Here is a 25,056-nt window from a genome sequence, read left to right as displayed (position 1 = left end):
CGCGCGATAGCCCCACGGTCGGCCGATCTCCCGGATCGGCCGACCGCCGGTGGCGGCGGGTCACAGCATCGTCACCACGAGCCCGACCGCGACGGCGACGAACAGCAGGATCACCAGCGCCCCGATGAGCATCGCCAGCACGCCGGTGACCGGGAAGTGGTGTCGGGTGCTCGGCTCCGGCGCGGACAGACCGGACGTCTGCGGGGTGTCCGGTGGTGTGGCGCCGGGCGACACCCCGCCGCCGGGTTCCAGGTCGGGAGTTTTCGCGGGGTCGGGGTCCATCGCGTTCATAGCCGCTCCCTACTCGCCGTCGTTTCCGGGTGCCTCGGGTGCGTCGGGCCGTTTGCCGGACCTCTTGCGATACAGGATCACCGCGCCGACCAGCACCGCGAGTCCGAGAATCACCAACAGTTCCATGGCAGGGGCCTACCCGGTATCGGCGTGCCCAATCGAGAGGGGCTGCCGGTCACCTGCCGATGATCACGTAGTGACCGGCGGTCTCCTGGAACTCGACGGCGTCGGCGATCACCGCGTCGTCGAGCGCGGGGCTGCCGTCCGCGACGACGAGCAGCTTGTCGTCATCGTCGTAGAACCGGTGGATGATCCCCACACAGCGTCCGCGGGCGAAGACCAGAGGTTCGGACGGTCCGAGGAAGTACCCGTCGAGTTCTTGTCCGTCGGGGGCGCGGGTGAGCGGAACGTATCCGTAGTTGACGAGATAGCGGAATCCGCATCGCGGATGGTGGCTGCCGTACGGGCGGTCGATGACCAGATCCACTGTGCGGCCGAGGAATAGACGCGCCAACCGCAGCGATTCGGAGTCCTCGAGTTTCACCGGATCGGTCACCCGCCCCAGGCTACGGCAGATCGATCATGCCGTGGCGCGCGAGCCACGACGGAGCATCACACCGGGCGGCGGCAGGCCGGTCGATCGGGCGCTCCGCTTCGCCCTTCCCGCCCGGCCGCGACACCTGTACGCTATGACCGACCGGTCGGTCATAGCGTGTTCAGTGAAGGAGTAGCAGGTGCGAACCTTGCTTCGATTCGCCGCATCGACGGCCACCGCCGCGGTGTGCCTCCTGGGAGCCGCGCCCGTCGCCGGGGCGCAGGAGCCCGCGAGCGTTCCCTACAGCTATCTGGCGGGGTTGGCCGCGCAGCTGGCGGCGCCGGGGGCGCCCCCGCCGGGAGCCAACGATTGGAGCTGCCACCCGGGTGCCGCACATCCGAATCCCGTAGTGTTGCTGCACGGCCTGGGCAACGAGACGGTGAGCTGGCAGACCCTGTCGCCGTTGCTGGCGGCCGCCGGTTACTGCGTGTACACCACCACCTACGGCACCGGTGCGTTCGGTCCGGCGCTGGGCGCGGTGGCGCCGGTCCCCGAGAGCGCCCGCCAGATCGGAGCGTTCATCGACCGCGTCCTCGCCGCCACCGGCGCGGCGAAGGTCGATGTCGTGGGGCATTCGATGGGCGGTGCGGTGCCGTTCTACTACTTCCACCACCTCGGCGGCGCCGGAAAGGTCGCACGCCACATCGGGCTGGGCGCTCCTTATCACGGGTCGACGCTCAGCGGCGCCGACACCGCGGCGAAGCCCCTGCGGGATCTGCCGGGCACCGCGGACGCCATCGCCGACTGCGGCCCCTGCCAGATGTCGCCGGACTCGCCGTTTCTGCGGGAGTTGAAAGCGGACGCCCGGCTGGTGCCCGATGTGCAGTTCGTCAGCATCGTCAGCCGCTACGACGAGATCGCCACGCCCTACACCACCGGCATGCTCGACGGGCCGAACGCCCGCAACATCGTGCTGCAGGACCTGTGCGCCACCGACTACTCCGAACACTACGGGCTCACCTCCGATCCGGTCGCGGTGCGCGAAGTGCTCGACGCGCTGGATCCCGAGCACGCCCGGTCGGTGGAATGCCCGGTGGTCGCGCCGATCGTCGGACCGCTCACCTCGGTGGCCGGGTCGTGAGGTCGGCCGAGCCCGGCCGCAAGGCACTGCTGCACGCGGGCCGCACCCTGCTGGGGGAGGCGGATCTGGCCAAACTGTCGGTGAACGCGATCGTCGCGCAGGCGAACATGGCCAAAGGCAGCTTCTATCAGCACTGGTCCAGCCGCGGAGACTACATCCGAGCGCTGCACCACGCTTTCCACGAGGACTTGTTCGCCCAGGTGCTGGACACCGTCTCCGGCACGCCGCCGGGTATCGAGCGGCTGACCGCGGGTATGCACGCCTACCTCGACGGCTGCCTGGCCCAGCCGGCGACGAAGGCGCTGCTGATCCAGGCGCGCTCCGAAGCGGGCCTCGGTGAGCAGGTCGCGGCGCGCAATCGGCAAGCCGCGCTGGTCATCACGGACGATCTCGCCGCCGCCGGGTGGGCGGACCCGGAACCGGTCGCGACGCTGATCGTGGCCGCGATCGCCGATATCGCGCTCGCGGAGCTGACCGCCTCGCGGACCCGCCCGGACCTGCGTGCGGCCTTGGTACGCCTGGCCACCGGACACCGCGGCAACGGGATAGCCGAACGGTAGCCGAGGCATTGCGTGTGGGCGTGGGCTGGAGGAAGGTGAGTATGTCCGGTGGCGCCACCGGGGCGCCGCCATGAGCATTCGGGAGGTGGCCCGTGTACGCACGTTCCAGCACAATCGCGGCCCAGCCGTCATCGATGGACGACGGGATCGCATACCTCCGCGATGAAGTGATGTCGAATCTGCCTGAGCTGCAGGGGTGGGTCGGCATGTCGTTGCTGGTGAACCGGTCGACGGGACGTTGCATCGCTACGACCTCGTGGGAATCGCAGGAGGCATTGCATGCCAGCAGAGGACGGGCCCAGCAACTGCGCGACGGCCTGGCCCGCCGACTCGGCGGCGAGGTGGAGCGCGTCGAGGAATGGGACATCGCGGCGATGCACCGCGACCATCCCGCCGGCGACGCCGCCTGCGCCAGGTGCAGTTGGGTGCAGGTCGACCCAGGGCAGGTCGAGCGCCTGATCGACACATTCCGGATGGAAGTGCTGCCGCAGATCGAGACGCTCGACGGATTCTGCAGCGCCAGCCTGTTCGTCGACCGGGACAGCGGCCGAGGGGTGGGCGCGATGGTGTGGGCGACTCGCGAGGCGATGGACGCCACCCGCGAGCACAGCACTCGGATCAGGAGCGCGGCGACTCAGCGGGTCGGCGCCAACGTGCTCGAGGTCGGGGAGTTCGAGCTGGCGTTCGCGCATCTGCGCGTCCCCGAAATGGCCTGACAGCGCCCGAGTTCCGGCCGGAGCACACGCTTCCGGCCGGACATTCGTGTTCCCGCGCGGGCACGGCGACCGGAACGGCCGGGACGCCGCAGGTATCGGCGGCCCTTACCCGAGAGGTAATGGCCGCGACGGCCGGCCGTTCGTAGGATCGGGGCGTGACTACCCCAACGGCAGGTGACCTGCTGCGACATTGGCGCCTGGAACGCAGGCTCAGCCAGCTGGAGCTGGCCGGACGGGCCGACACCTCGGCGCGGCACCTGAGCTTCATCGAAACCGGGCGCGCCACCCCGAGCCGCACCATGATCGTGCACCTGTCGGAGCATCTGGAGATCCCGTTGCGCGAACGCAACCGCGTCCTGCTGGCCGCGGGCTACGCGCCCGCCTACGCGCAGCCCGGTCTGGACACTCCGGCCATGAACGCCGTCCGCGGCGCCATGCGCCAGATCCTCGCGGGCCACGAGCCCTACCCCGCGCTGGCCATCGACCAGAACTGGACGATGATCGACGCCAACAGCGGCGTGGCCGTGCTCATCGCGGACATCGATCCGGCACTGACGAAACCGCCGGTGAACGCGCTGCGGCTGAGCCTGCACCCCGACGGTATGGCCGGCCGCATCCGCAACCTCGCCGAATGGCGTGGCCACATCCTCGCCCGTCTGACGCGCCAAGTAGAGGTCACCGGCGCCAGAGACCTGGCCGACCTGCTCGAGGAGCTGCGGTCCTACCCCGGTGGCGAAGTGGAGCTCACCGTGCCCGAACCCGACCAGGCGGTGGTGCCGCTGCGGATCGAGCACGACGGCAACGAGTTGTCCTTCCTCAGCGTCACGACGGTGTTCGGCACCCCGATGAACGTCACCGTCGCCGAACTGGCCATCGAGTCGTTCTTCCCCGCCGACGAGGACACCATGAAACGGCTCACCGCGGGCGCCCGGTGAGCCGCGCGGCCCAGCTGTCGGCCCTGCTGGACGCGCCCGTCCGCGCCGTCACCGATCTCGGCGCCCGCCACGCGTGGACGCTGCACCGCGCCGAAACAGCCGACGGCAGAACCGTTTTCGTGAAGGCTTCGGCCGAGCCGACATCCGTCTTCGCGGCCGAAGCTGCGGGCCTGTCCTGGCTGCGCGCCACCGCGCCCGACCCGGCGGGGGCCTTGCTGCCGCAGGTCCTGGCCGCCGACGACCGGACCCTGGTGCTGCCCTGGCTGGAGGAGACCGGACCCACCCCAGCGGCCGCCGAGCGATTCGGCCGTGAACTGGCCGCGTTGCACGCCGCCCGCGCCGAGCAGTTCGGGGCCCCGTGGGAAGGCTGGATCGCGAGCCTGCCACTGCCCAACACCCCGACCGACGGCCCGTGGTCGCGGTGGTACGCCGAGCAGCGCCTCGCGCCCTACCTCGCTCGGGCGTCGGCGGCGCTCGGCGCCGACGGCACCCGCCTGATCGAACGCGTCATCGATCGCATCGATGAGCTGGCCGGCCCCGCCGAACCACCGGTCCGCATCCACGGCGATCTCTGGTCGGGCAACATCGTGTGGACGCGGGAACGGGCGATGCTCGTCGACCCCGCCGCGCACGCGGGCCACCGCGAGACCGATCTGGCCATGCTCGCCCTCTTCGGCGCTCCACACCTGGACCGTATCCGCGCCGCCTACCACGAAACCCACCCGCCGGCCGACGGATGGCGCACCCGCACGCCGCTGCACCAGCTGCATCCGCTGCTGGTGCACGTCGCGCTGTTCGGCGCGGGCTACCGAGCGCGGACCCTCGCCGCGGCCGCCGCCGCGCTAGGGTCCTGACCCGCACCCGGCGTCACCCGTCGACCCGGGCGATGACCTTCTCCGCGAAGCGGGACAGGTTGGCGATCTTGGTCTCCAGCGGCTCGGTGTCCTGTTCGGTGGTGTAGGGCAGCCGGAAGCCGACGATCACATCGGTGACCCCTTTGTCCTCGAGACGTTTGATCCCGTCGACAGTGAAACCGTCCAGCGAGATGACGTGCACCTCGAAGTCCTTGCGGGTGCCGTACTCCGCGCGCAACGTGTCCAATTCGCCCAGCAGCCGGTCCAATTCGGCGCCGTCGCCACCGGCGTGCATCCACCCGTCGCCGCGCTGCGCGGCCCGGCGCAACGCGGGCCTGCTGTGGCCGCCGATCAGGATCGGTACCGGTTCGGTCGGCACCGGGCTGATCTTGATCGGCGGAATGTCGTAGAACTGCCCGTGGTATTCGAAGTACCCGCCTGCCGAAAGTCCGCGCACGATGTCGATGCATTCGTCCATCCGCGCGCCGCGCTTGTCGAACGGCACCCCCATGATCTCGAAATCGTCCGGCCACGGGCTGATGCCGACACCGAGCCCGAACCGGTTGCCGCTCAGCGCGGCCACCGACGCGGCCTGCTTGGCCACCAGCACGGGCGGGCGAATCGGCAGCTTCAGCACGAACGGCGTGAACCGCAGCGTGGTGGTCACCGCCGCCATCGCCGCGCTGAGCACGAATGCCTCGACGAACGGCTTGTCCTCGAGAAACTCCCGGTTCCCGTCGGGGGTGTAGGGATATTTCGCGTCGGACTCCTTCGGGTACGCCACGCTGTCGGCGACCGCCATGGAGGTGTAGCCCGCCTCCTCGGCGGCCTTGGCCAGAGCGAGGTAATACGACGGGTCGGTCATCGTCTCGGCGTAGGTGAAACGCATGGTGCCTGCCTTCCTGGCGCGTCGAGCGCGCCGCGCGGGTCCCGGGCGGTTGCCGAGACGTGAGGGGAACTGCCGCAGGCGCGACCGTGGCGCCGCGACGGCATCGCGGACTGCCGTGGGTCGCCGCCTACTGCCATGGGTTGGTGAATCCTTCCGGAATCAAATGGTCGAACAGCGCTCGCATCTGCGGTGACAACCGCAGCAGTTCGATGTGCGAGCCGATCGGCCCGCCCTCGAGATAGGCGAACTCCATCCCGACGCCATCGAACCGGCCGCGCGCGGTGATCTCGATACCGGCCGCGGCGGCCTCGGCGAGCGCGGCGTCGTAGTCCTCGGGCACCCACGCGGCGTGATGCAGTCCGGGGCCGACCCGATCGAGATGCTCGGCGTACAGGCTCACCCCGCCACGCGGCTCGATCAGCTCCAACTGCTGGCCACCCGCATAACCGAGCGCCACACCGATCGTGTAATCGGCCGGCGCCCCGCGCAATTCGGCCGCATCGGGCCCGAAGCGGACCTCCGGAATGGTGAACCATTCACCGACTCCGTATCGGGTGGTGAACGTCTCACGAGCCGAAGCCAGATCACCCACCACCCAGCACAATTGGAAGATCGGGCCGCCTGTGATCATCGGCGGCCTCCGAGACGGCTCAGCAGACCCGGACACCACCGGTGTGCGATGTAGGGCCGGTTCTTCCGCATGCCACGCAGGATGTGCCGCGCGGCCCGTTCGGAGCCGGTCATCCCGATCGGCGTCCGGCGCAACGGTTCGCGATAGGAGTACCCGGGCAGGTCGATCCCGGAATCGACGATGTCGGTCGCGACCCCGCCGGGCACGGCCACGCTCACGCGGACACCGGCGGCGGCCGCTTCCACGCGCAGCGCGGTGCTGAGCCCGACCACCGCGTGCTCGGTCATCGCGTACGCGGCCGACGGCGCCACCGGTGTCAATCCGGCCGGCGACGCCACGTTGACGATGTGGCCGGAGCCCTGCGCGCGCATCAGTGGAGCCCCAGCTCGGCCACGGCGCCGTGCACCAAGCGGCGCATCTGGTCGTCGTCGGAGACGTCGACGACCTGGGTGTGGATCGCGGTATCGGCGGCCGGCCCGACCAGCCCGGCGGCGTCGATGTCGGCGGCCACCACCGCGACGCCCCGCGCGGCCAACAGGCGGCACAGCGCGGCGCCGAGGCCGGACGCGGCACCGGTGACCACCGCCACATTATCCACGCCGTTTAATTAATCATCTGTGTTTAACATCGTCAATACTCGTGTTTAGTAGAGTGCGTGCATGCCGAGCGACGAATCGCGCACCGCCTTGCTCGACGCCGGAGAACGCCTTATCGCCGAACGCGGCCTCGACGTGCCGCTGCGCGACATCGCCGCCGCCGCGGGCCAGCGCAACAACTCCGCCGTGCACTACTACTTCGATTCGCGCACCGGACTGATCGAGGCCATCGTCGAGCGCCGGATGAACTGGCTCGAACAGCGGCGCATGCAGCTGCTGGCCGCCCACGAGGCCGACGGCCGCACCAACGACGTGCACACCCTCGTCGCCATGCTCGCGACCCCGATCCTCGAACTGCTCGGCCACGACCGGGTGACCCATCTGGGCCGGTTCCTGGAAGCGGTACGCACCCATCCCGTCGTGGCGGACGCGCACCGTCTCGCCGACGCCGACCGCGCCGCCGTCCGCATCATCGCCACCCGCCTCGACGCCGCGCTGACCGCTCTGCCGCGGCGGCTGCGCAGGCAACGCCTGGAAACCATGGCCACCGTCATGTTCGCGTTGATCGCCGACTACGAACGCACCCTGGAAGCAGGGGTGCGCACCGCCCACCCCGGGGACGCCGCGGAGATCGTGGACATGATCGTCGCCATGCTCACCGTGCCCGTCCCCGAGCGCACGGCCACCGCGCCGGGGCACTGACAACGGCACCCCTCAACCCAGCACCGGCCGTGTACCCGGGGTGACGACCAGCTGCCGACGCACTTGCGGCCCCGCGGTATCGGGGAACCGTCGGTGCAGTCGGTCGATATAGCGGCGCACCACGCACAATTCGCTGTACAGCGCGTGCCGCGCGGCGGGATCGTGGCGGTAAGTGGATTCGATGTCCCGCGCCAACGTCCGGGCCTGCCGGGTCAGCAACTCCAAGAAGACCCGAGCCTGGGCGAGGTCGGCGTCGTATTCCATTCGGTAGGCCGATCTGTCGTTCGATTCCTGTATCGGTCGCCCAGCGCTCCCCGTGCCGCGGTCCTCGGCCGATCGGAGCAGAACATGATGCTAACCGAGCCTCAGCCCCTCGGTCGCCGAAACGGAACCGTTCGACCGCTATCGCCTGGCGATCACGTCCGCACTCGTCGACCGAACGCCATCGGCGGGGATGCGCCGTGCCGGACTCGGTCGGATACCGCTCGCGCGTATGGTGATCGTATGGGCGTCATCGGGGAGCTGTTTCCTGGCAAGAAGCTGAACCATGAGGGCAGCGAGGACAGCGACGGGCAGACCCATACACCGCGGTTCGACATCGATCTCGACACCGGAGTGGTACGGGTGCCGCGCGCGGACCGGACACCCGCCGAGGACCACGGCGACGGGCGAGAACAGGCCTAGGATCGGCCCCGGTGTACGAAGCCATGCCACATCACCTCTGTGGCACCGCCCCGCAAATTCCGCTCGGACAGAAAACATCTCGCTGATCGCAACCCGTTACGACAGCGGTGCGCACCGGTAGCGTCGCCGCAATGGGCAAAGTTGGTGGGCGACGACGGCCCCTGAAGACCGTCACGGGAGTCAGCGGTGCGGTCAGCGTGTACGCGGCGGCCATCGATCCGTCCGCCACGACGATCGCGTCATCGATCGAGATCGCGAAAATCGCCGAACAACACAAATTCGACGCCCTCTTCGCCGCCGACCTGCTCAGTTTCGGCGCACAAGGCGCCATCGGCGCCCAGGAACCGTTGATCTTCCTGTCCGCGCTGAGCGCCGTCACCTCGCACGTCGGCCTCATCGCCACGGTGACCACCACCTTCCACCACCCCTACAACCTCGCCCGGCTCTTCGGCACCCTCGACCACATCAGCAACGGCCGCGCGGCATGGAACGCGGTGACTTCCTCGGTGGGGGAGGAGAACTACGGCGACCAGGATCTGCCGAGCCCCGAAGACCGGTATGCCCGCGCCACCGAATCCCTCGAGGTGGTCAACGCCCTGTTCGACAGCTGGCAGTCCGGCGCGCTGACTCCCGACGGGCGCGGCGGCGCGATCCTGGACGCCAACCGCGTGCGGCCCATCGATCACGCCGGGCGGTACTTCACCGTCCGTGGACCGCTGAACATCCCGCCCCTACCGCAGCGCAGACCCGTGCAATTCCAGGCCGGGCAATCGGCGGGCGGCATCGAACTGGGCGCGCGATTCGCCGAGGTCGTGTTCACCTCACTGCCGACGCTCGAAGACGCGGTCACCTACACCAAACGCATTCGCGCACGCGCGAGCGAACTCGGCCGCGCCGAAGGCCTGCCGCTGATCATGAGCTCGTTCCACGCCACCTACGGCGCCACCGAAGCCGAAGCGAAGCGCCTCGCGCGGGAACAGGCCGAGGCGACCGACTTCGAAGCGGGACGCGCCGCCCTCGCCGACATGCTCGGCGGCGGCGTCGACCTGTCCGGCCTGCCGCTGGACAAGCCCCTCGCGGACAACGTGCTCCCCGACGTGGCCTCCGTGCACCGCCGACGCGGCCGCGTGGAGATCTTCAGCAACTTCGCACGGTCGGGAAAGACATTGCGAGAGCTGATCATCGCCGCCAAAGACACCGGCCACTGGGCCGTCGCGGGCACCCCCGAACAACTCGCCGACGCGATCGAAGAACGCTACGACGCAGGCGTTCTCGATGTAATCTCCCTCGGCGGACTCGCCGACGAACGCACCCGCGACTTCGTCGTCAACGGACTGCTGCCCGAACTACGCCGCCGCGGCATCACCGGTTCCGACTACGTCGGCGCGACCTTCCGCGAAAACCTCGAACTACCCCCGCTACCGGACTGACACGTGCGGCACGCAGCCGCTGTCACATCAACTCGGCGAGATGGGCGCGCGACCACGCGCACATACCGTGCACCAGCCGCAGCAACTCGTCTCCCGATGCAACTCGCCGAAACGGCGTTCGCCGTCCCCGATCTCCTCGAGCACCCGCAACGCCCACTTCGTCGACAGCGCCGCGAAAACACGCCGGGCGACCGCCCTGGCCTGCTGCTCCTCGGTCTCGGACACCCTCACCACTCACCTTCGAGTGCGTACTGCCGGTCGTGCCGATCCGCGCCTAGCGTCGGACCGGTGCGCATCCTGAAAACCTATGCCAGAGTCTTCGTCACCGACCTCGACACCGCCCTGCCGACCTACGAACGGCTGGCCGGAGCGAAGGCCGATCTCCGTTTCGGCTTCGAGCGCGCCGAACTCGCCGCCGTCGGCGACTTCCTGCTGATCGCGGGCCACCCGGACGATGTCGAGCGCTACCGGACCACCGTCGGCCCGGTCATCGTCGATGATCTCGACGCTCTGCTGCGGACGGTGACCGACTGCGGCGCTGAACTCATCGCAGGACCACTCACCAGCGCCACCGGGACATTCGTCTACGTCCGGCATGCCGACGGAGCCGAGCTGGAATATGTGCAGTGGTCGCCCGAGACACGAGCGCGCGTACTGGGACCGGACCACAGCATCGGGCGCTAGCGGGTGAGGACCGGCGTCGACCGATGCCCTGAGGTTTCCGGCCGCGGCGGGTTCGTGTTCCGCACCCACGTGACGTTGGCGACCAAGTCGTCATCGAAGACCAGTTCGTCCCACAGCAGCCGCTCGGCGGCGTCCGGCGTCGGCTGTACCGCCGGCCGCGGCGTCGCCGCGACGGCCGCGGTCTGCTCGGGCTCGGCGGGCGGCGGCGTCACCAACCACGACAGGGCCCGCATCGGGCTGAGGCTGTAGCGGCGAGCGCCCTGCGCGATCGCGGCCACCGCGGCGGCGCAGCTCAGCACGCCGGCGACCAACGCCACGGGCGTGAGTCCGGCGCTGGCCATACGCCGTTCCCCGCTGCCCGACCCGCCCTCGCCGAAGATACGGTGCAGCAACCCCGCGCCGAGACCTTCACCCGGATCGACCAGGATCCGCAATTCCGGCCCCCTGGCATCCAGGTACAGCAAGGCGCTCAGCACCACGATCGCCGCCAGCACACTGGAGCCGACCACCAGGTGCGCGAACCCGCGGGTCCGCAACCGCAGCTGCGCCACCACCGCGAACACGGTGACGACCATCGCTGCCGCGGCCAGCAGACCCCAGGCGCCGCTGATGTTCACGTCACGGAACTTCGACACCGACCACTCGTCGAAACCATTGGTCGCCCCGGTCACCCGGCCGAACGCGTCGGAGCGCGCCTCGCCACCCGAACCCGACGCCGAAAGCCACGGCTGGAACAGCAAGGCGAAGCCGACCGCGCTCGCGGTCGCGGCGAACAAGAAGCCCCAATCCACACCCCGTGGTGGCGTCGCCCCGCGTCCGGTGCCTCCGGAGCCACGGCTCCGACGGTCGCGCGTCTTGCTTGCCTGCCAGGGGGTTGGTTGTACCATTGCTCCAGTTTCGCCGGTGCCGCATGAATAACTCTGCCGCCCAGAGCGATAACAGTGGAATTGCCCCAGAAGCCGAATATCGCGGCACATCGATAAGATGAATTCGATCGGGCATCATCGGCCATCGACGAAAATCACCGTAAGCAGCTGCGCGACAGCAGGCAAGCGTGATCGATCTCCCACGCATCGCCGCAGCTCCCACGGCCTACCGACGAAGAGTGACCCAACCGGCGAGTAACTTTTCGCGCACGGCGTTGAACTCGACATTCACAGATTTCACCGCGACGATGCCCAACGCGCCGCGCCCCGATTGCTGTGACACGCTTAACAAGACAGCACTAGGACGTCGGTCACAAAATTCACGCGGCACGAACTCGACACGGCCGGAAATTCGCGAATCCCCGCCGCCCGAACGCATTCCCCGCAGCACCGCCCGAAGCGGACATCCCGCCGCTAGTGCCCCTCCGCGGCCGCACGCGCATCCGCCACCGCCCGGGCGATCCGCGCCAGACGCTCCTCCGGCACCTCCACCGCGCCGTCGGCATCGACCAGCACCGCGGTCGGATAGATGTCGCGCAACAGATCCGGGCCACCCGTCGCGGTATCGTCATCGGCCGCGTCGAACAGCGCCTGCACCGCCAGACGCAACGCCGCCTCCGCATCGATCGCACGGTGATAGGTCTTCTTCAACGACGACTTCGCGAACACCGACCCCGAACCGACCGCCGTGTAACCGAAACGCTCCTCCTGCCGACCACCCACCGCGTCATACGACACGATCCGCACCGCCCGCTCCGGCTCCGCAGCGTCCGGGTCGTAGCCGACCAGCACCGGGATCACCGCCATATCCTGCAGCGCCGCAGGCAGATTCGCCCGCACCATCGCCGACAACTTCGTGGCCTTGCCGTCGAACGTCAGCGACGCTCCCTCGATCTTCTCGTAATGCTCGAGCTCCACCGCGAACAACCGGATCATCTCCACCGCCATCCCGACCGTGCCCGCGAAACCCGCCGCCGAATACGTGTCGGTGATGAACACCTTCTGCATATCGCGCGTCGACACCAGATGCGCCATCGTGCCCCGCCGATCACCCGCCACCAGCACACCACCGCGATAACCGATCGCGACGATCGTCGTCCCGTGCGGCGCGACACCACTCGCGCCACCGCCGAAATCCGGATCCGGCAACAACCGCGGCGCATACCGGCGCAGATACTCCGAGAAGGACGCCGCCGGGTACCGCAAGCCGAGCGGCAGGTGACTATCGGTCGTCATGAATCACCTCTCCGGGCGGAGCGTGCCCCACCCGCGAACACGTGCACTTCCGCCCGACGTTACCGGAACCCCACCACCACCCGGCGACAACCGCGCTAGGCCGGATCCTCCCCGACACAGGTCTCCGCCGCATCGATGTGGACACAGGGAACCGGAGCCCGCGTCGGCCGATAATCCGGCGCCACACCACCCGCGCGGATCAGCCGGGCATACGCGTCGACCCCATCGGTCGGGCGGCGCGCCAACGTCGGATCGGTCAGCACATCGACCGTATAGAGCCCGAACCGCGGCGCGTAGGAACCCCACTCATAGTTGTCCGTCAGACTCCAATAGTTGTAGCCGACCACATTCATCCCATCGGCCTTCGCCCGCTGCAACCAATACACCGTGTCCCGCAGATGATCGGCGCGGGTATACCCATCCGGGCGCACCTGCCCGTTCTCCGTCGGAAGCCCGTTCTCCACCACATACAGCGGCCGCCCCGGAAACTGGCGCGCGTAATGCCGCAACGCGTAGTAGATACCCTCCGGATGCACCGGCAGCTCCCACATCGGCGGACCCCCCTCCGCACCGCCCTGCGCCGCCTCCACGGTCTGCGGCAACGGAGCGAAGTAATAGTCCAGACCGATGAAGTCCAACTTCGCCGAAATCCGGTCCACGATCGGCTGATTCACCTCCGTCTCCGCACCCGCCACATACCCCAGATTGCTGGTCACCTGAGCACCCGGCCGATAACCGTGGATGACGTCGTAGATCTCGTTGTGCGCCTGCGCGATCCGATCCAGCATCACCGGCGCCTCATCGACACCGATCCCGCCCGTGCGCAACTCGGTGCCGACATACGCCACAGGCTCGTTGAACGTCACCCACAGCGGATCACGCGAGGCATACCGCTGCACCACCTTGCGCATGTTCGCCAGCCAATCCTCCACCATGCCCGGATCGCGCCACCCGCCCCGATCCACCGCCCACCCCGGATACACCCAGTGATCCAACGTCAGCATCGGCCGCATCCCCGCCGCGACGATCCGGGCGATCACATCGTCGTAGAACCCGAACGCCGCCTCATCCCAGGCATGCGGCGCCGGCTGCAACCGCGCCCACTCGATACCCACCCGATACACCCGCACACCCAGCCGCGCCGCCAGATCGATATCGGTGAGATAGCGGCGAGCGAAGTCCACCGAATCCAGATACGGATCCGCCGTCCCACCCGACGCGATGAAACGCGACCAGTTGCTGTCCGGCGCATGACCCTCGGACTGAAACCCCGACGACGCCACGCCCCACAAGAAATCCCTACCGAACGCGGGCAACTCCCGGCCCGGCTGAGCAGCGGAAACCCCCGAAGCCATCAGCATCGCCGCAGCGGCCGACAACGCGGCGAACCCGCGCCGGTGAGTGCGTGTACGCATCGCCGTAGCGTAACTGTGAGATTGCTGGCGATCGGGGGAAGAACTCGCGTGTCGTAGATCCCACAACCGTCACAATCCGGGCCGACCCCGACCCCGACCGCCGCGTCAACTCCACGCCCACGGCGAACCATCCTCCGCCGCACTCGCCGACCTCGCGGTATTCGACCCGGCCGCAATAGTTCTCGCCGCCTCGGCTGCCGAAGAGCCGCCGCCCGGATCACCATGATCGACAGTCATAGCCCCATCCTCCCAGCGCGTCCCCAGGAAACGCCGCACAACATCACACAAGCGAATCAATTGACCGAGCGCATCCGCCGCCGATCGACCAGACTTGCCCAGGTGACCAGATACGCATTCGATGCCGACCGCGCCGCCCTCGTCGCCACCTGGGCGACCGGACGAGGCGACCTCGCCCAGACGGTGGCCACCCTGCCCCCGCAGGTGACCACGGACCAGGCAACCGATCTGGCGTCGAACCTCACCACCCTCTCGCGGTTCCAATGGCGCACCTACACCCACCCCGCCAGCGCCGCGGGCGACCCCGACGTCCCCAACAGCGAAGCATGGCGCCGCGCCGAAGAACGCCGCAACTTCAAAGAAGTCGAAGCCGGACTGCGCAATCCCCACCTGCCCACCGACGAAGGACTGCTCGTCTCCTACAGCGGCGTCGTCGAATCCGCCCACCGCATCGGCCGCACCCTGCACGACATCGACCACGCCGCCCTGCTCGAAACCGTCGCCGCCGAGGTACGCACCGAACAGGAAGCCATCGAATCCGCCGAACGCGGCGACCTCTCCGGCCGCGCCCGCCAAGCCGTCGAACTGTCCCGCCCCGACGTATCCCCGGCCCAGGTCCACGCCGCCGACGCACTCCTGCGCAACGACCCACTCGGCAGCATCGAACTGTTCACCGAACTCGACCCCGCCTCCGCCTCCGTCGCCGCGGCACACTGGCTCTACGCCGCCGCCGAAGTCGCAGGCGAGGCCGCGAACGTAGCCACCACCGATGTCGTCGCCGAAGCCGACGACATCGAAGCACTCCAAGTCGAGACACCCACCCTCGTCCTCGAACGACTCGCCGCAGGCGACACCCCGACCGAAGTCGTCCTCGACCTGATCGCCGAAGCGATGGCCGTCCACGAAGGCCGCGTCCCGGCCCCCTGGAGCCTCGTCGCCCGCGTCGCCGACATCGAAGCCCAAGCCCACCGATTCGGCGTCGACGCCGACACCCGCGAAGCAATGCTCACCAGCTTCCGCATCAGCCGACTCGACCCCGCCCGCCCCGCTCTCGACCTCTTGGAAGACCTCCTCGACGGTATCCGCGGCTGCCTGCTGCTCTACGCCGCCCACACCGAGCACGACGACGCCGAAACCGAAAGCCGCTTCGCCGAAGACGTGCGCCTCGAAGCCGACGCCGACCCCGAAGACCTTCTCTGAACGCCGAGGCGGGGCACGGCCACGCCCTGCCCCGCCGGGAGTTCAGCGAGAAACTTCATCGGACCCAGCCGATTCCGAGGCCAACCAGGTACGCAACGCGCGGTAGACCGCCGCGTGATTGAGCAACGTGAAGTGATGCGCCGACGCGACATGCATACCCTTGTCGACATCGAACCCGATGCGCCGGGTCCGAGCCCGGCCCCCACCACTCGGTGTGAGAACCAGCCCGTCACCGATCACACGCCCCAGCGGATGCCGCGAATTCCTCGTGACCGTGGCGGTAACGAAATAATGCTCCGCGTCCCGCAGCAGCGGAACCTCCCGAACCGCCCGGCGACGCAGCGCATCGGCGTCCAGATCACGCCAATCCTCGTCCACCAGGGAGCCGTCCCGAAGGTCCCGGATACCCGCGCTGCGGCGACGCAACAGCCGCCCGAACGGACGAGTTTCCGGAAACCGCACCAGCGCCGCCGACGCGTAATGCACCAACTGCTCCAGCGGCGCGCCCATATGCGGTGAACCCAGGCACACCACGTGGCGCACCCGCCGCACCCACGGCACCCCGGCTTCACTCGCCACAAAGCACGCACCCCGGGCGACCAACCCACCCATCGAATGACCTACCAGCGACACCCGCTCGATCGGCACCGGCCACCCGTCGACCAAGCCCTGCATCAGCTCGCTGAACTGCGCCGCGTTCTCCGAGATATGCAGACCGGTGTTGTACCGGACCTGCAACGACGTGCATCCCGTATCGGACTCCAGACGCTCGGCATAGGTCGGCCCGCCGCCCAGACCCCACGCGTGCTCGGTTTCCACCAAGCCGTGCAAGAACACCACGATGTGCGCGGCGGGCCGTTGAACGCGCGCACCGACGAGCTCCGCGGGCACGGGAGCGCCGTCGATCCGGAACGTCATCGGCCCGGCCAGAATCGGCCGCGTCCGTTCGAGATCATCACCGATCAAACCCTGCAGCGCGGCCAGCAATCCCGAGCCGTACACCGTGCGTGACGGTGCGACGCCGGGCAGATCCGCTGCCCGTTCCGCGACCATGCCCGCCGCCACCGCGGATCCACCGACCACGCGGTAGACGCTCTCCGCGATCGCATCGTGCATCAACTCGACCGGAGCCGCCGCAGGCCCCACGCCCCACCGCACCGCCGCGAACACGCGCTGCGCGATCGCCCGGTGCACGGCCGCGATCCCGTCGACCGCACCGCCGAGTTCGTCACCGGCCAGCCGGGCCAGCGCCCTGACCTCCGCTTGCCGCTGGGGCACATCCTCCGTCACAACCTCAGTGTACAAGTGTGCACTGAAAAATGAACCCTACGGCACCCGCGACACGGCCACCGCCGCCTCGGTGAGACTGCCCAGATACAGCACGCCGTCCTGCTCGACCACGCCGGTCACCATCGAATAGTCGGTGCCCTCGACCTGAAGGTCGTGCACGACGTTGCCGTCGAAATCGACCGCCAGCACCCACACCGTCCGCGCAGGCTTCGGCTGCACCCACTTCGGCAGCGTCCACACGATGCGCCGCAGAATGCCAGGCAGCGGAAGCAGGCGATCCAGCAACGGATTACGCGGCGAAGGAAGCGTGATCCAGATCAGGCCGTCGCTGCCGAGGCCGAGGTTGTCCGGGAATCCGGGCAGATTCTCGATCAAACGTTCCTGCTTTCCCGCCTTCGGGCCGGTCAGCCAATAGCGCGTGAGACGGTAGCCGCCGGTCTCCGCGACGACCACGCTGGAGCGATCGGGTGCCAGGACCACGCCGTTGGCGAATTGCAGATCGTCGATGAGCGTCTCCACGTTGCCCGCGGGGTCCCGGCGGAACAGGCGACCCGTGCCGGAGTGCTCCAGGATGTCACCCATGTACTCGTCGAGCGAGTACCGGCGCGACGACGCCGAGAAGTAGATCGTGCCGTCGGCATCGCGCACCACATTGCTGGCGAACCGTAGTCGCTCGCCGTCGATTTCGTCGACCAGGACGTTCAGCCCGCCCTCGGCGTCCAGCTCCAGCAGTCCACGTTCGAAATCGCAGATCAGCACGCGCCCGTCGGTGTCGGCGTGCAGACCGAGCGGGCGGCCTCCAGTGTTCGCGAGTTCGCGGACGTCGCCGGTCGCCGGATCGATGCTGAGGACCGCACCGCCTTCGACGCCCGCGATGATCCTGCCGTCGGGGGAGAGGACGACATCTTCCGGGCCGGCACCAGGCAGCTCGAGGCGCCGGATGTCGGGAAGAGGTGGAGCACTACGAGTTTGATGCGCTCGTGCGGGGGAGCGCGGTGGTGTCCAGCGTTGCGGCTGCATGGTCGAGGCGAGCATGGCATCAGGGTAGCCGGGGGAGTGCGGAGGTCTCCGAGAAACGGTGCGCGGTCGGGGACCGCTTATGGGCGGAGGCGGAGGTGCCAAGGACGGATGCGTACGGACTGCGTAGAACCATGTCGATACGTAGATATGCGCATCTACGAATGTTATCCTCATCGTTCCAGCCAGACTCACTCAACCCGAACAGACCAAAGCAGCATTGAAGGGGGAGGGGAGCGCCCGAGATCGGCGACGACTACGCGGAGCGGAACGGGCGGCCTCTCACGCTGCTGCCCAGGCCGCCTGTCGCGGCAATCGCGCCGCCGGGAGCGCGGCGGCCTGGGCAGCGGCATCGAGACGTCAGGGCTGGTGGGTGATGGTGTACCAGAGAATTGCCAGGGTACCGACCGTGAAAAGCGGTGCGACGATGAAGGTTTCGACCTTGTTCCCGGTGCGCTCGATGACGGGAAGGCTGACTCGTAGGCCGAAGGGCCAGAACAGGCGGCAGCCGCGCTCGGTGAGGCAGTCGCCGAGCAGGTGGGCCAGTGCGCCGAGTCCGACCGCGAACGGCAGCCAGACCGGCTTGTCGGCGATCCAATGTTCCATGGCGAACGTGCCCGCGGAGGCGAGCACGACGATCGGTCCCCATGCCTTGAAGTTGTTGCCGGACGGGCACAGATGCAGTGCGCGCACAGCCAGGGCGAGGAGGAAGAAGACCAGGCTCAGGGTGAACCAGTGCCCGAGCCAGTGCTCGCCGGCCCACGTGCCGTAGGCGGCGGCCGCGACGAAGGCCAGGGAGTGCGTGGCGCCGCGATGGCCGCCGGAGGCCCAGGAGATGAGCTTGCATGCGGTGTGCGTGATCGGACCCAAAGTGTGCGAGATGGTCCCGTCGGGGTGGTCCGCGTCTGGCAGCAGTGCGGCCCCGGCCGTGAGAAAGACGCCGAGCAGCAGATCGACGGTACCGAGATGTCCCGTCGCATCCTGGAGAGCCGGAAACGTCAAGATCGTGACCGGCAGCGTCGCCGCTGCCGCCGACCAGGCCAACGCGCCACTGGTCGCATGTGAATGTCCAAGCACGATTCGAACGTTAGTTCAGCTTGCTATCGGTTCGCGAATGCCGCTGTGCGAGGTCGGAAGTCGTGCGGGAAGCGTGTCCGGCGTTCGGGCTTGCGCGGAAATGAGGTAGGGGAGTGCTGGTAAGAGTCGTGGCGATGCGTAAAACGTTCTGTAGGTGGACAATCCGGTTCAGCGCGGGATGCGGGCGTGAGAACCGTTCATGCATACCTCGCGACATCATCAGCGTCGCTTGAAACGATCCGTGGTGCACGTGCATTAGCGCGTGAGGAAAAAAATTGCGATACGTTCCTTTGCGTATATATGCATCATTCCCACCTACCACCGAAGTTCCGACCCAGCCGGACTCAAACCAGAGCAGCATCGAGGCCGGGGGACCAGGCGTGATGTGAATCCAGTTCTAGAGGACGTCGCCGATGGCAACAGTCGCTGCGGCCATGATCCGGCGCGCGAGGTCGGATCCGTCGACCGGGCCGGTGGTGTCGACGGCGACGACCGGCGTGAGCGCGAGCGGTTCGGCCAGGCGCGCCCAGTGGTCCCAGTCGTGCGCGAGGTGCGCGTCGTCGTGGTACAGGGCGGCACGTGTACGGCCGCGGTATCGGTCGCGGGCGAGCTCCGGCGGAACCGAGCACCAGACCTCCACTGCTCGCGTCGCGCCCGACTTCACGATGCCGTTGGCGGCGTAGCGCGCATCTCGGGGTTTGAACCACCACGAGTCGATCAGCGCGACACCGGGAAGCGCGGCGGCCAGCGCCCAGGCGGCCTCTGTCGCGATCGCCCCGATATTCGGTAGTACCGCGGTGTGATCGAGCCCTGAGCCCAGCGCCTCTTTGATGGCGTCCCGCGTGATCAAGTGCGCACCGAGTTCGAGCGCCAGCGCCGGAGCCAAGGTGGACTTCCCGGAGCCTGGTAGTCCGTTGACGAGAACGAGTAGTTCGCAGATGGCGACGAACCTCCGGGGCGATCGAGAAGAACAAGTCGGCGGGCCTGATTCTCGTTGCGCAGCGCCATGACCGGCAAGCCGGAAGGAGGAGTGTTCGGCCAGTGAACCTATCGCCGATGGTTCCCAGACCTGGGGATCTCACTTCGCACTCCGCGCATACGCTGCATCGCATAGCGCTAGATGATCGATAGCTATATCTCGATCCGGACGTCTGGACGGAGCGTGGCAAATGTCTGGTTTCGATCAGTTCGGCTCAACCAGTGGTAGGCCCTGCGGAGGAGGTTGTGGTGGGTGAGGGGCGCGGAGTTCATCTGTGCGGCAGTGTGCCGTTGGCGGATGCGGAAACAGTCTTCACCGAGGCGGCGCGGCGAATCGGCAAGCACTTGAAGCGCATTCCGGATGGGGAGACCGGAGTTCGGGACAACTGGGTAGTGTGGCAGTTGCCCAAGATGCAGGCGCATCCGGACCTGGAAACCATTCCGCCGCCGAGCCCCGAGTACGGGCCGAGCGAGCGGGTGCGGCCCAAGCCCGGCGTGGACCCGGCGTCGATCGACTTCGGTCCCTTGGGTTACGCGGAGGCGGCGCTGGAATCCTGGCGAGTCTTCCACCGGCTGCGTGAGGACGGGACGATCCCCGCGGGCATTCGGTTCCAGGTGAGCTTGCCAACGCCTATCGCGGTGATCGGTGCGTTCGTCGCGGGTCCGCAGGGCGAGTTGGAGCGCAGGTACGAGGCGCGGCTGCTCGACGAACTCGCCGTCATCCTCGGCACGATCCCGGCGGAAGATCTTGCGGTGCAGTGGGATGCCGCGGTGGAGTTCGCCATCTTCGAGGGCGTCTTCCCGTCGTGGTTCGGCTCCGACTACCCGACGCAGCTCGAGGAAGTGGGGCGGCGGCTCGTTCGGTTGGGCGGTGCTGTGCCCGAGTCGGTAGATCTTGGTTATCACCTCTGCTATGGCGATTTCGGTCACCGGCACTTCGCCGAACCCGCCGATACCGGCAAGCTGGCTGCGGTCGCCGGCCGTATCCTGGGCGGGCTGGAGCGGCGGGTCGACTGGATTCACCTGCCGGTTCCGCGCTCGCGTACCGATGCCGACTATTTCAAGCCTCTCGCCGATCTTGTTTTGCCATCTGGAACGGACTTGCACCTCGGGCTGGTGCACGCGACCGACGGCCGTGCCGGCGCGCTGGCACGGATCGAAGCTGCCCGCTCGGTGGTCGGCGAGTTCGGCATCGCCACCGAGTGCGGTATGGGCCGCCGTCCGGCCGGTCAGATTTCCACGTTGCTGGATCTGCACGCGGAACTCGCGGACTTGCTGGCTTGAATCCGCCTCCTCGACGCCGGGTCATATTTCGGGGTTGGGCCCGGCGCCGAGCCGCGAACCGGCGCGGACACCGACCACGACCACATCGTCGTAACGCACGGCTACGCGCTGGCCTTCGTCATCACCACGTGGATGATGCTGCCGGTGGAGGGTGGCGGTTTCGTGCCGTTCGCAACCGCGCGATGCTCAGCCTTGCCGACACGTCTCACTTGGATGCGCCGGGGAGATGAGGGTTCTTCGAACCGGAGGAGTGGTTACCAGTCCTCTAGTTGACATAATGTTGATTATCGGCGCAATTTTGGGGCGGTTCGCAGCAGTGATTGTGCGGCGTATTCGTTGTCTGTCTGTCCGATCCGGTAAGGCGAGAACGATTCGGTGAGTTCAAGGGCTGTCGGGCTTCTGCTGCGATTCCGGGAGTGACCTGATTGCGTAACCTGCTGCGTACAGATTGCGCACCGCCATTTTGTCACTGTGACGTATTGCGTAGCCAGGTGCGCGCCGATACGAAGAACTTGGCAAATATGCCGTCGACGTATGACGCTCTGCGGCAGTGGATGGTTGGTCGGCGACGTCGTGGAACGAACGGTTGGGCGACGTCGACCGCATCGTTGCGGACCTGCCCCTACCCCCGGATGGTTGGAGTGGGTTGGTTGACGAGTCTTGGAATTTTCCTAGATCGGGCTCGTTGGGGCTAGCGGCGGGCTCGGTGGACCGGGATGGTGAGGAAGTGCGGCGGGTGTAACCGCGTGGTGTTGCTGGATGGCTGTCGTCGCACAGTCCAGTGATTGGTGATTGGCTCTGGTTGTGGGGGCCAGTTGCAGGCACGCTGGGTCGGTGCTGGTTCGTCGGTTGGTCGCGTTGTATGTCGGATTGTGGTTGTACGGGTTCTCGATGGCGGTGATGGTGCGGGCGGGGCTCGGGCTGGATCCGTGGGATGTGTTTCATCAAGGTGTGGCGCGGCACGTGCCGATCAGTTTCGGTGCCGTCACGGCACTGACCGGTGTCGCGGTGCTGTTGGCTTGGATTCCGCTGCGACAGTTGCCGGGTCTGGGCACGGTGAGCAATGTCGTGGTGATCGCCGTGTCGGTCGATGCCGGGCTCGCCTGGCTGCCGTCGTGGGATGCGCTGGCGGTGCGGGCCGGTGCCATGGGGGCCGCTGTCGTGTTGAACGCGGTGGCGAGTGTGTTGTACATCGGCGCGGGTATGGGTCCGGGCCCGCGGGATGGACTGATGACTGGACTGGTCCGGTGCACCGGGCGATCGGTGTGGGTGGTGCGCACGGCGATCGAGGTGACGGTGTTGACGACGGGATTGGTTCTCGGCGGCAGCGTCGGTGTGGGGACCTTGGTCTACGCCTTCGGGATCGGACCGCTGATCCACCTGATGATCCCTGCCGTGAACCGATTCCTGCCGGGGTTTTCGCCGTCGAAGCCGGTGCTTGCCGTCGGCGGTGACGCGGTGGAAGTTCCGGCCGGGTAGCTCGACTCCCCTACTCCTCTTCGAAGCGTCTTCGAATCGTCACAGTGACGACAGGGCGTGACTTCGATGTCGGTTCAGCGGTGTGGTCCGACGCTCACCTCGGCGAGCCGGTCCAACTCGTGAAGCGCCGCATCGTGTGGCAGAACTGGAACGATGCCCAGCAATGTGCGGTGAATTCCCAACTCCGCCAGGTATTCCAGTTGGTGGCGCTGTGGTTGGAACAGTGTCGCGATCACCGGCACCGGCGCTCGACCGTGGCGGTCGGCGAGGGCCTGTAGTTCGTGGATCCCCCTCGCCAGCTCGTCGAGTGGTAGGCCGACGGGGGCCAACCATCCGTCGGCGTGGTCGAGGATGCGTTGGTGTGTGGATGGTCCCCAGCCGCCGAGCCACACCGGGGGGCGCGGCTGCTGGACTGGCTTCGGCCACGAGTACAGCGGGTCGAAATCGACGAAGTCGCCGTGGAATTCGGCTTGTCGGTGGGTCCAGATGTTTGTCATCGCGAGGAGTCGTTCGCGCTGTAGCGCAACTCGTGTTCTGGGATCGGTGCCGTGGTTGCGCATCTCTTCACGCAGCCAGCCGACGCCGACGCCGAGTTCGAACCGTCCTCCCGAGGCCAGGTCCAGGCTCGCCACTTCCTTGGCCAGAATGATCGGATCGCGTTGGACGACCAGCGTCACGGCCGTGCCGATCCGTAGCCGTTGTGTCGCGGCGGCTGCGAACGACAATGTGACGAACGGGTCGAGATTGCGGTGGTAGTCGTGTGGGATCTCGTCGCCACCGGGGTATGGCGTGGTGACCGTGACCGGTATGTGTGTGTGCTCGGCGACGAACAGCGACTCGAAGCCGCGGTCTTCCACTGCCCGGGCGAGGTCGGCCGGGCCGATGCTTTCGTCGGTCACGCCGGTGAAGATTCCGATCTGCATTGGGCTACGGTAAACATTGACGCCAGCGTCAAGGTCAAGGTCGAGGTGAGTGGAATGCGGATCGGTGAACTAGCGCAGCGCACTAGTTGCAGCACGAGGGCATTGCGCTATTACGAGCGGCAGGGTTTGCTGACGGCAGCGCGTGGCGGCAACGGCTACCGCAGATTCGACGACTCCACCGTCGAGACCGTTCTTCGTATCCGTGCTCTTCTGGCAGCCGGGTTGCCCACCGATGTCATCCGGCGGGTACTGCCATGCGCCCGCGACACCGTTCCGCGGTTCGAGCCGTGTGCCGAGGTGGTAGCGATCTTGAAGTCGGAGATCGACCGAATGGACGCGCTCGCCTCGGATCTGGCGCGCTCCCGCCACCTGCTCGCCTCGATTCTGCTCGACTCCGGTGTACCGGTAGCGAGCGACCGCGCCGCGCAGAGCACGACGTAGCAACCGCGCGGTGCTGCGGATCCGGCACGACGTCCCGCGCCGTCTCACCGCGTGGGGCGCACCGAGTGGCCACGGCCGGGCACGATGGGAAACGAGACGCTGTCCGTCGGGGTGCTCGGGTCGATATGAGCACGTTTCGGGCGCAGGCGTGCGGCTGGCCGTACCTCGCCTGGTGACGGCGCATATCCTGCCGGTGGGTACTGTGGGCGGCCGCGCGGCGTCGTCACGTGCGAAACAGGTTGGTGCGAATAGTCTTCGGCGATTCGGTCGACGAAATGCGTGGCGGCAGAGCGCGCGTGTGAGTGACAATCCGGATGTGTCCGCTCTGATGCCCGATGTGGTCGCCGCCGAAGTGTTCGCAGCCGGGACGCAGCCCGCTTTGAGGGGTGAGACGGTGTTGTTGCGGCCTTGGACGAACGCCGACGCGGCGGTGATCCAGGCCGTCTACCAGGATCCGGATATCCAACGCTGGCATGTTCGCGATGTCGTCTCCGAGGCCGAGGCGCGGGAGTTGATCGCCCGCTGGCAGGCGGGGTGGAGCAATGGTGACGGCCCGCAGTGGGCTGTCGTCGTCGGTGACGTGGTGGCGGGCAGGGTCGGGTTGCGGCATATGGCACCCGCGGATGGCGTGGCGGGGATCGCGTACTGGACGGCTCCGGGATGGCGGGGCCGCGGCGTGACGCCCGCCGCGGTCGAGACGGTGACTCGGTGGGCGTTCGAGGTGGGTTTCCATCGGCTGGAGGTGTCGCACTCGGTGCGTAATGCCGCGTCCTGCCGGGCGGCGGTGAAGGCGGGATTCGCGCCGGAGGGTGTCCGGCGCAGTGCTGGGTTGCACGCGGACGGTTGGCACGACATGCATTTGCATGCCCGCCTCCGCCCGGCATAGATCCCTGTACGGAAGCAGC

General features: G+C 67.7%; 29 protein-coding genes and 1 pseudogene. 14 read left to right on the top strand and 16 right to left on the bottom strand.

All coding sequences use genetic code 11. The annotated features are described in order from the left end of the window. Nucleotides 1-60: 60 nt before the first annotated feature. The 3 genes from ACIHAX_RS08350 to ACIHAX_RS08340 are packed head-to-tail and all read right to left on the bottom strand — an operon-like array spanning nucleotide 61 to nucleotide 847. The gene (locus tag ACIHAX_RS08350; protein WP_355078046.1) at nucleotides 61-291 is read right to left on the bottom strand and encodes a DUF6480 family protein; all 231 of its coding nucleotides are present in this window, start codon (nucleotides 289-291) and stop codon (nucleotides 61-63) included. A gap of 9 nt (nucleotides 292-300) precedes the next feature. After that, nucleotides 301-417 carry an LPXTG cell wall anchor domain-containing protein gene (locus ACIHAX_RS08345; protein WP_355078045.1) on the bottom strand — a complete coding sequence of 39 codons (117 nt, stop codon included), beginning with the start codon at nucleotides 415-417 and terminating at the stop codon, nucleotides 301-303. 49 nt (nucleotides 418-466) lie between these two features. Continuing rightward, nucleotides 467-847 carry an inorganic diphosphatase gene (locus ACIHAX_RS08340; protein WP_364434960.1) on the bottom strand — a complete coding sequence of 127 codons (381 nt, stop codon included), beginning with the start codon at nucleotides 845-847 and terminating at the stop codon, nucleotides 467-469. Nucleotides 848-1,025: 178 nt separating this feature from the next. On the opposite strand from ACIHAX_RS08340, the gene ACIHAX_RS08335 reads away from it, so the two are divergent. From ACIHAX_RS08335 to ACIHAX_RS08315, 5 genes are all read left to right on the top strand, one after another. Continuing rightward, complete coding sequence (locus ACIHAX_RS08335) at nucleotides 1,026-1,967, top strand: esterase/lipase family protein (RefSeq protein ID WP_397276533.1); 942 nt, start codon at nucleotides 1,026-1,028, stop codon at nucleotides 1,965-1,967. Continuing rightward, the gene (locus ACIHAX_RS08330) at nucleotides 1,964-2,527 is read left to right on the top strand and encodes a TetR/AcrR family transcriptional regulator (protein WP_397276531.1); all 564 of its coding nucleotides are present in this window, start codon (nucleotides 1,964-1,966) and stop codon (nucleotides 2,525-2,527) included. The genes ACIHAX_RS08335 and ACIHAX_RS08330 overlap by 4 nt, the downstream gene beginning before the upstream one ends. Before the next feature lie 92 nt (nucleotides 2,528-2,619). Further along, nucleotides 2,620-3,243 (top strand): hypothetical protein, encoded by a 624-nt coding sequence (locus tag ACIHAX_RS08325; RefSeq protein WP_364434969.1) that lies wholly within the window; start codon nucleotides 2,620-2,622, stop codon nucleotides 3,241-3,243. A gap of 155 nt (nucleotides 3,244-3,398) precedes the next feature. After that, nucleotides 3,399-4,178 (top strand): helix-turn-helix transcriptional regulator, encoded by a 780-nt coding sequence (locus tag ACIHAX_RS08320; RefSeq protein ID WP_355078040.1) that lies wholly within the window; start codon nucleotides 3,399-3,401, stop codon nucleotides 4,176-4,178. Beyond that, entirely contained in the window at nucleotides 4,175-5,032 is an 858-nt protein-coding gene (locus ACIHAX_RS08315) for a fructosamine kinase family protein (protein WP_397276529.1), read from the top strand. The genes ACIHAX_RS08320 and ACIHAX_RS08315 overlap by 4 nt, the downstream gene beginning before the upstream one ends. Nucleotides 5,033-5,045: 13 nt before the next feature. Here the strand turns inward: ACIHAX_RS08315 and ACIHAX_RS08310 are convergent, their stop codons facing one another. The 3 genes and pseudogenes from ACIHAX_RS08310 to ACIHAX_RS08300 all read right to left on the bottom strand — a co-directional run bounded on the left by ACIHAX_RS08310 (nucleotide 5,046) and on the right by ACIHAX_RS08300 (nucleotide 7,135). Continuing rightward, the gene (locus tag ACIHAX_RS08310; protein WP_355078038.1) at nucleotides 5,046-5,921 is read right to left on the bottom strand and encodes a TIGR03619 family F420-dependent LLM class oxidoreductase; all 876 of its coding nucleotides are present in this window, start codon (nucleotides 5,919-5,921) and stop codon (nucleotides 5,046-5,048) included. Nucleotides 5,922-6,048: 127 nt separating this feature from the next. Then, nucleotides 6,049-6,552 carry a VOC family protein gene (locus ACIHAX_RS08305; protein WP_397276526.1) on the bottom strand — a complete coding sequence of 168 codons (504 nt, stop codon included), beginning with the start codon at nucleotides 6,550-6,552 and terminating at the stop codon, nucleotides 6,049-6,051. Then, a pseudogene (locus ACIHAX_RS08300) lies at nucleotides 6,549-7,135 on the bottom strand (SDR family NAD(P)-dependent oxidoreductase). Before ACIHAX_RS08300 ends, ACIHAX_RS08305 begins: the two are co-directional and overlap by 4 nt. 76 nt (nucleotides 7,136-7,211) lie before the next feature. Between ACIHAX_RS08300 and ACIHAX_RS08295 the strand changes: the two are divergent. Next, nucleotides 7,212-7,850 (top strand): TetR family transcriptional regulator, encoded by a 639-nt coding sequence (locus tag ACIHAX_RS08295; protein WP_364434978.1) that lies wholly within the window; start codon nucleotides 7,212-7,214, stop codon nucleotides 7,848-7,850. 12 nt (nucleotides 7,851-7,862) lie between these two features. Here the strand turns inward: ACIHAX_RS08295 and ACIHAX_RS08290 are convergent, their stop codons facing one another. Further along, nucleotides 7,863-8,114, bottom strand: a complete 252-nt coding sequence (locus tag ACIHAX_RS08290) for a hypothetical protein (RefSeq protein WP_397276524.1) — start codon at nucleotides 8,112-8,114, stop codon at nucleotides 7,863-7,865. A gap of 240 nt (nucleotides 8,115-8,354) precedes the next feature. Between ACIHAX_RS08290 and ACIHAX_RS08285 the strand changes: the two genes are divergently transcribed. Both ACIHAX_RS08285 and ACIHAX_RS08280 read left to right on the top strand, forming a co-directional pair. Further along, nucleotides 8,355-8,534, top strand: a complete 180-nt coding sequence (locus ACIHAX_RS08285) for a hypothetical protein (protein ID WP_355078034.1) — start codon at nucleotides 8,355-8,357, stop codon at nucleotides 8,532-8,534. 131 nt (nucleotides 8,535-8,665) lie between these two features. After that, nucleotides 8,666-9,964: an NtaA/DmoA family FMN-dependent monooxygenase gene (locus tag ACIHAX_RS08280; RefSeq protein ID WP_397276521.1), complete on the top strand. Its 1,299-nt coding sequence runs from the start codon at nucleotides 8,666-8,668 to the stop codon at nucleotides 9,962-9,964. A gap of 27 nt (nucleotides 9,965-9,991) precedes the next feature. Here the strand turns inward: ACIHAX_RS08280 and ACIHAX_RS08275 are convergent, their stop codons facing one another. Next, a complete protein-coding gene (locus tag ACIHAX_RS08275; RefSeq protein ID WP_397276519.1) occupies nucleotides 9,992-10,189 on the bottom strand; it encodes a hypothetical protein in 198 nt (65 codons plus the stop codon). Nucleotides 10,190-10,252: 63 nt separating this feature from the next. Here ACIHAX_RS08275 and ACIHAX_RS08270 point away from each other — a divergent pair, with 63 nt between their 5' ends. Beyond that, on the top strand, nucleotides 10,253-10,648 hold the full coding sequence (locus tag ACIHAX_RS08270; RefSeq protein ID WP_397276517.1) for a VOC family protein: 396 nt from the start codon (nucleotides 10,253-10,255) through the stop codon (nucleotides 10,646-10,648). Here ACIHAX_RS08270 and ACIHAX_RS08265 read toward each other — a convergent pair. The 3 genes from ACIHAX_RS08265 to ACIHAX_RS08255 all read right to left on the bottom strand — a co-directional run bounded on the left by ACIHAX_RS08265 (nucleotide 10,645) and on the right by ACIHAX_RS08255 (nucleotide 14,225). Beyond that, the gene (locus tag ACIHAX_RS08265; RefSeq protein ID WP_397276515.1) at nucleotides 10,645-11,424 is read right to left on the bottom strand and encodes a hypothetical protein; all 780 of its coding nucleotides are present in this window, start codon (nucleotides 11,422-11,424) and stop codon (nucleotides 10,645-10,647) included. The genes ACIHAX_RS08270 and ACIHAX_RS08265 overlap by 4 nt on opposite strands. A gap of 564 nt (nucleotides 11,425-11,988) precedes the next feature. Beyond that, nucleotides 11,989-12,810: a proteasome subunit beta gene (prcB, locus tag ACIHAX_RS08260; protein WP_397276513.1), complete on the bottom strand. Its 822-nt coding sequence runs from the start codon at nucleotides 12,808-12,810 to the stop codon at nucleotides 11,989-11,991. A 95-nt stretch (nucleotides 12,811-12,905) separates the two neighbouring features. Then, entirely contained in the window at nucleotides 12,906-14,225 is a 1,320-nt protein-coding gene (locus ACIHAX_RS08255; RefSeq protein WP_397276511.1) for a family 1 glycosylhydrolase, read from the bottom strand. Between the two features lie 339 nt (nucleotides 14,226-14,564). Here ACIHAX_RS08255 and ACIHAX_RS08250 point away from each other — a divergent pair, with 339 nt between their 5' ends. Next, on the top strand, nucleotides 14,565-15,662 hold the full coding sequence (locus ACIHAX_RS08250; RefSeq protein ID WP_355078027.1) for a hypothetical protein: 1,098 nt from the start codon (nucleotides 14,565-14,567) through the stop codon (nucleotides 15,660-15,662). Nucleotides 15,663-15,704: 42 nt separating this feature from the next. Here ACIHAX_RS08250 and ACIHAX_RS08245 read toward each other — a convergent pair whose 3' ends face one another. The 4 genes from ACIHAX_RS08245 to ACIHAX_RS08230 form a co-directional block, all read right to left on the bottom strand. Then, nucleotides 15,705-16,952, bottom strand: a complete 1,248-nt coding sequence (locus ACIHAX_RS08245) for an alpha/beta fold hydrolase (protein ID WP_364435004.1) — start codon at nucleotides 16,950-16,952, stop codon at nucleotides 15,705-15,707. Nucleotides 16,953-16,988: 36 nt separating this feature from the next. Next, on the bottom strand, nucleotides 16,989-17,987 hold the full coding sequence (locus ACIHAX_RS08240; protein WP_397276508.1) for an SMP-30/gluconolactonase/LRE family protein: 999 nt from the start codon (nucleotides 17,985-17,987) through the stop codon (nucleotides 16,989-16,991). Nucleotides 17,988-18,329: 342 nt separating this feature from the next. Next, nucleotides 18,330-19,046: a metal-dependent hydrolase gene (locus tag ACIHAX_RS08235; RefSeq protein WP_397276506.1), complete on the bottom strand. Its 717-nt coding sequence runs from the start codon at nucleotides 19,044-19,046 to the stop codon at nucleotides 18,330-18,332. 397 nt (nucleotides 19,047-19,443) lie between these two features. Continuing rightward, the gene (locus tag ACIHAX_RS08230) at nucleotides 19,444-19,986 is read right to left on the bottom strand and encodes an AAA family ATPase (RefSeq protein ID WP_355078059.1); all 543 of its coding nucleotides are present in this window, start codon (nucleotides 19,984-19,986) and stop codon (nucleotides 19,444-19,446) included. 287 nt (nucleotides 19,987-20,273) lie between these two features. Here ACIHAX_RS08230 and ACIHAX_RS08225 point away from each other — a divergent pair, with 287 nt between their 5' ends. Both ACIHAX_RS08225 and ACIHAX_RS08220 read left to right on the top strand, forming a co-directional pair. Then, a complete protein-coding gene (locus ACIHAX_RS08225) occupies nucleotides 20,274-21,308 on the top strand; it encodes a hypothetical protein (RefSeq protein ID WP_397276504.1) in 1,035 nt (344 codons plus the stop codon). 834 nt (nucleotides 21,309-22,142) lie between these two features. After that, nucleotides 22,143-22,787, top strand: coding sequence for a YitT family protein (locus ACIHAX_RS08220; protein WP_397276502.1), 645 nt, complete (start codon nucleotides 22,143-22,145; stop codon nucleotides 22,785-22,787). Between the two features lie 74 nt (nucleotides 22,788-22,861). On the opposite strand, the gene ACIHAX_RS08215 is transcribed toward ACIHAX_RS08220, so the two are convergent. Beyond that, the gene (locus ACIHAX_RS08215) at nucleotides 22,862-23,710 is read right to left on the bottom strand and encodes an LLM class F420-dependent oxidoreductase (protein ID WP_364435017.1); all 849 of its coding nucleotides are present in this window, start codon (nucleotides 23,708-23,710) and stop codon (nucleotides 22,862-22,864) included. A 54-nt stretch (nucleotides 23,711-23,764) separates the two neighbouring features. Here ACIHAX_RS08215 and ACIHAX_RS08210 point away from each other — a divergent pair, with 54 nt between their 5' ends. Both ACIHAX_RS08210 and ACIHAX_RS08205 read left to right on the top strand, forming a co-directional pair. After that, nucleotides 23,765-24,151: a MerR family transcriptional regulator gene (locus tag ACIHAX_RS08210; RefSeq protein WP_397276499.1), complete on the top strand. Its 387-nt coding sequence runs from the start codon at nucleotides 23,765-23,767 to the stop codon at nucleotides 24,149-24,151. Between the two features lie 316 nt (nucleotides 24,152-24,467). Next, nucleotides 24,468-25,037 (top strand): GNAT family N-acetyltransferase, encoded by a 570-nt coding sequence (locus ACIHAX_RS08205; protein ID WP_364435022.1) that lies wholly within the window; start codon nucleotides 24,468-24,470, stop codon nucleotides 25,035-25,037. The last annotated feature ends 19 nt before the right edge of the window (nucleotides 25,038-25,056 follow it).

It is taken from the genome of Nocardia sp. NPDC051929 (assembly GCF_044548645.1).
In the GTDB taxonomy this organism is placed as follows: Bacteria; Actinomycetota; Actinomycetes; order Mycobacteriales; family Mycobacteriaceae; genus Nocardia; species Nocardia sichangensis.
This window is presented reverse-complemented; position numbering and strand designations above follow the sequence as displayed.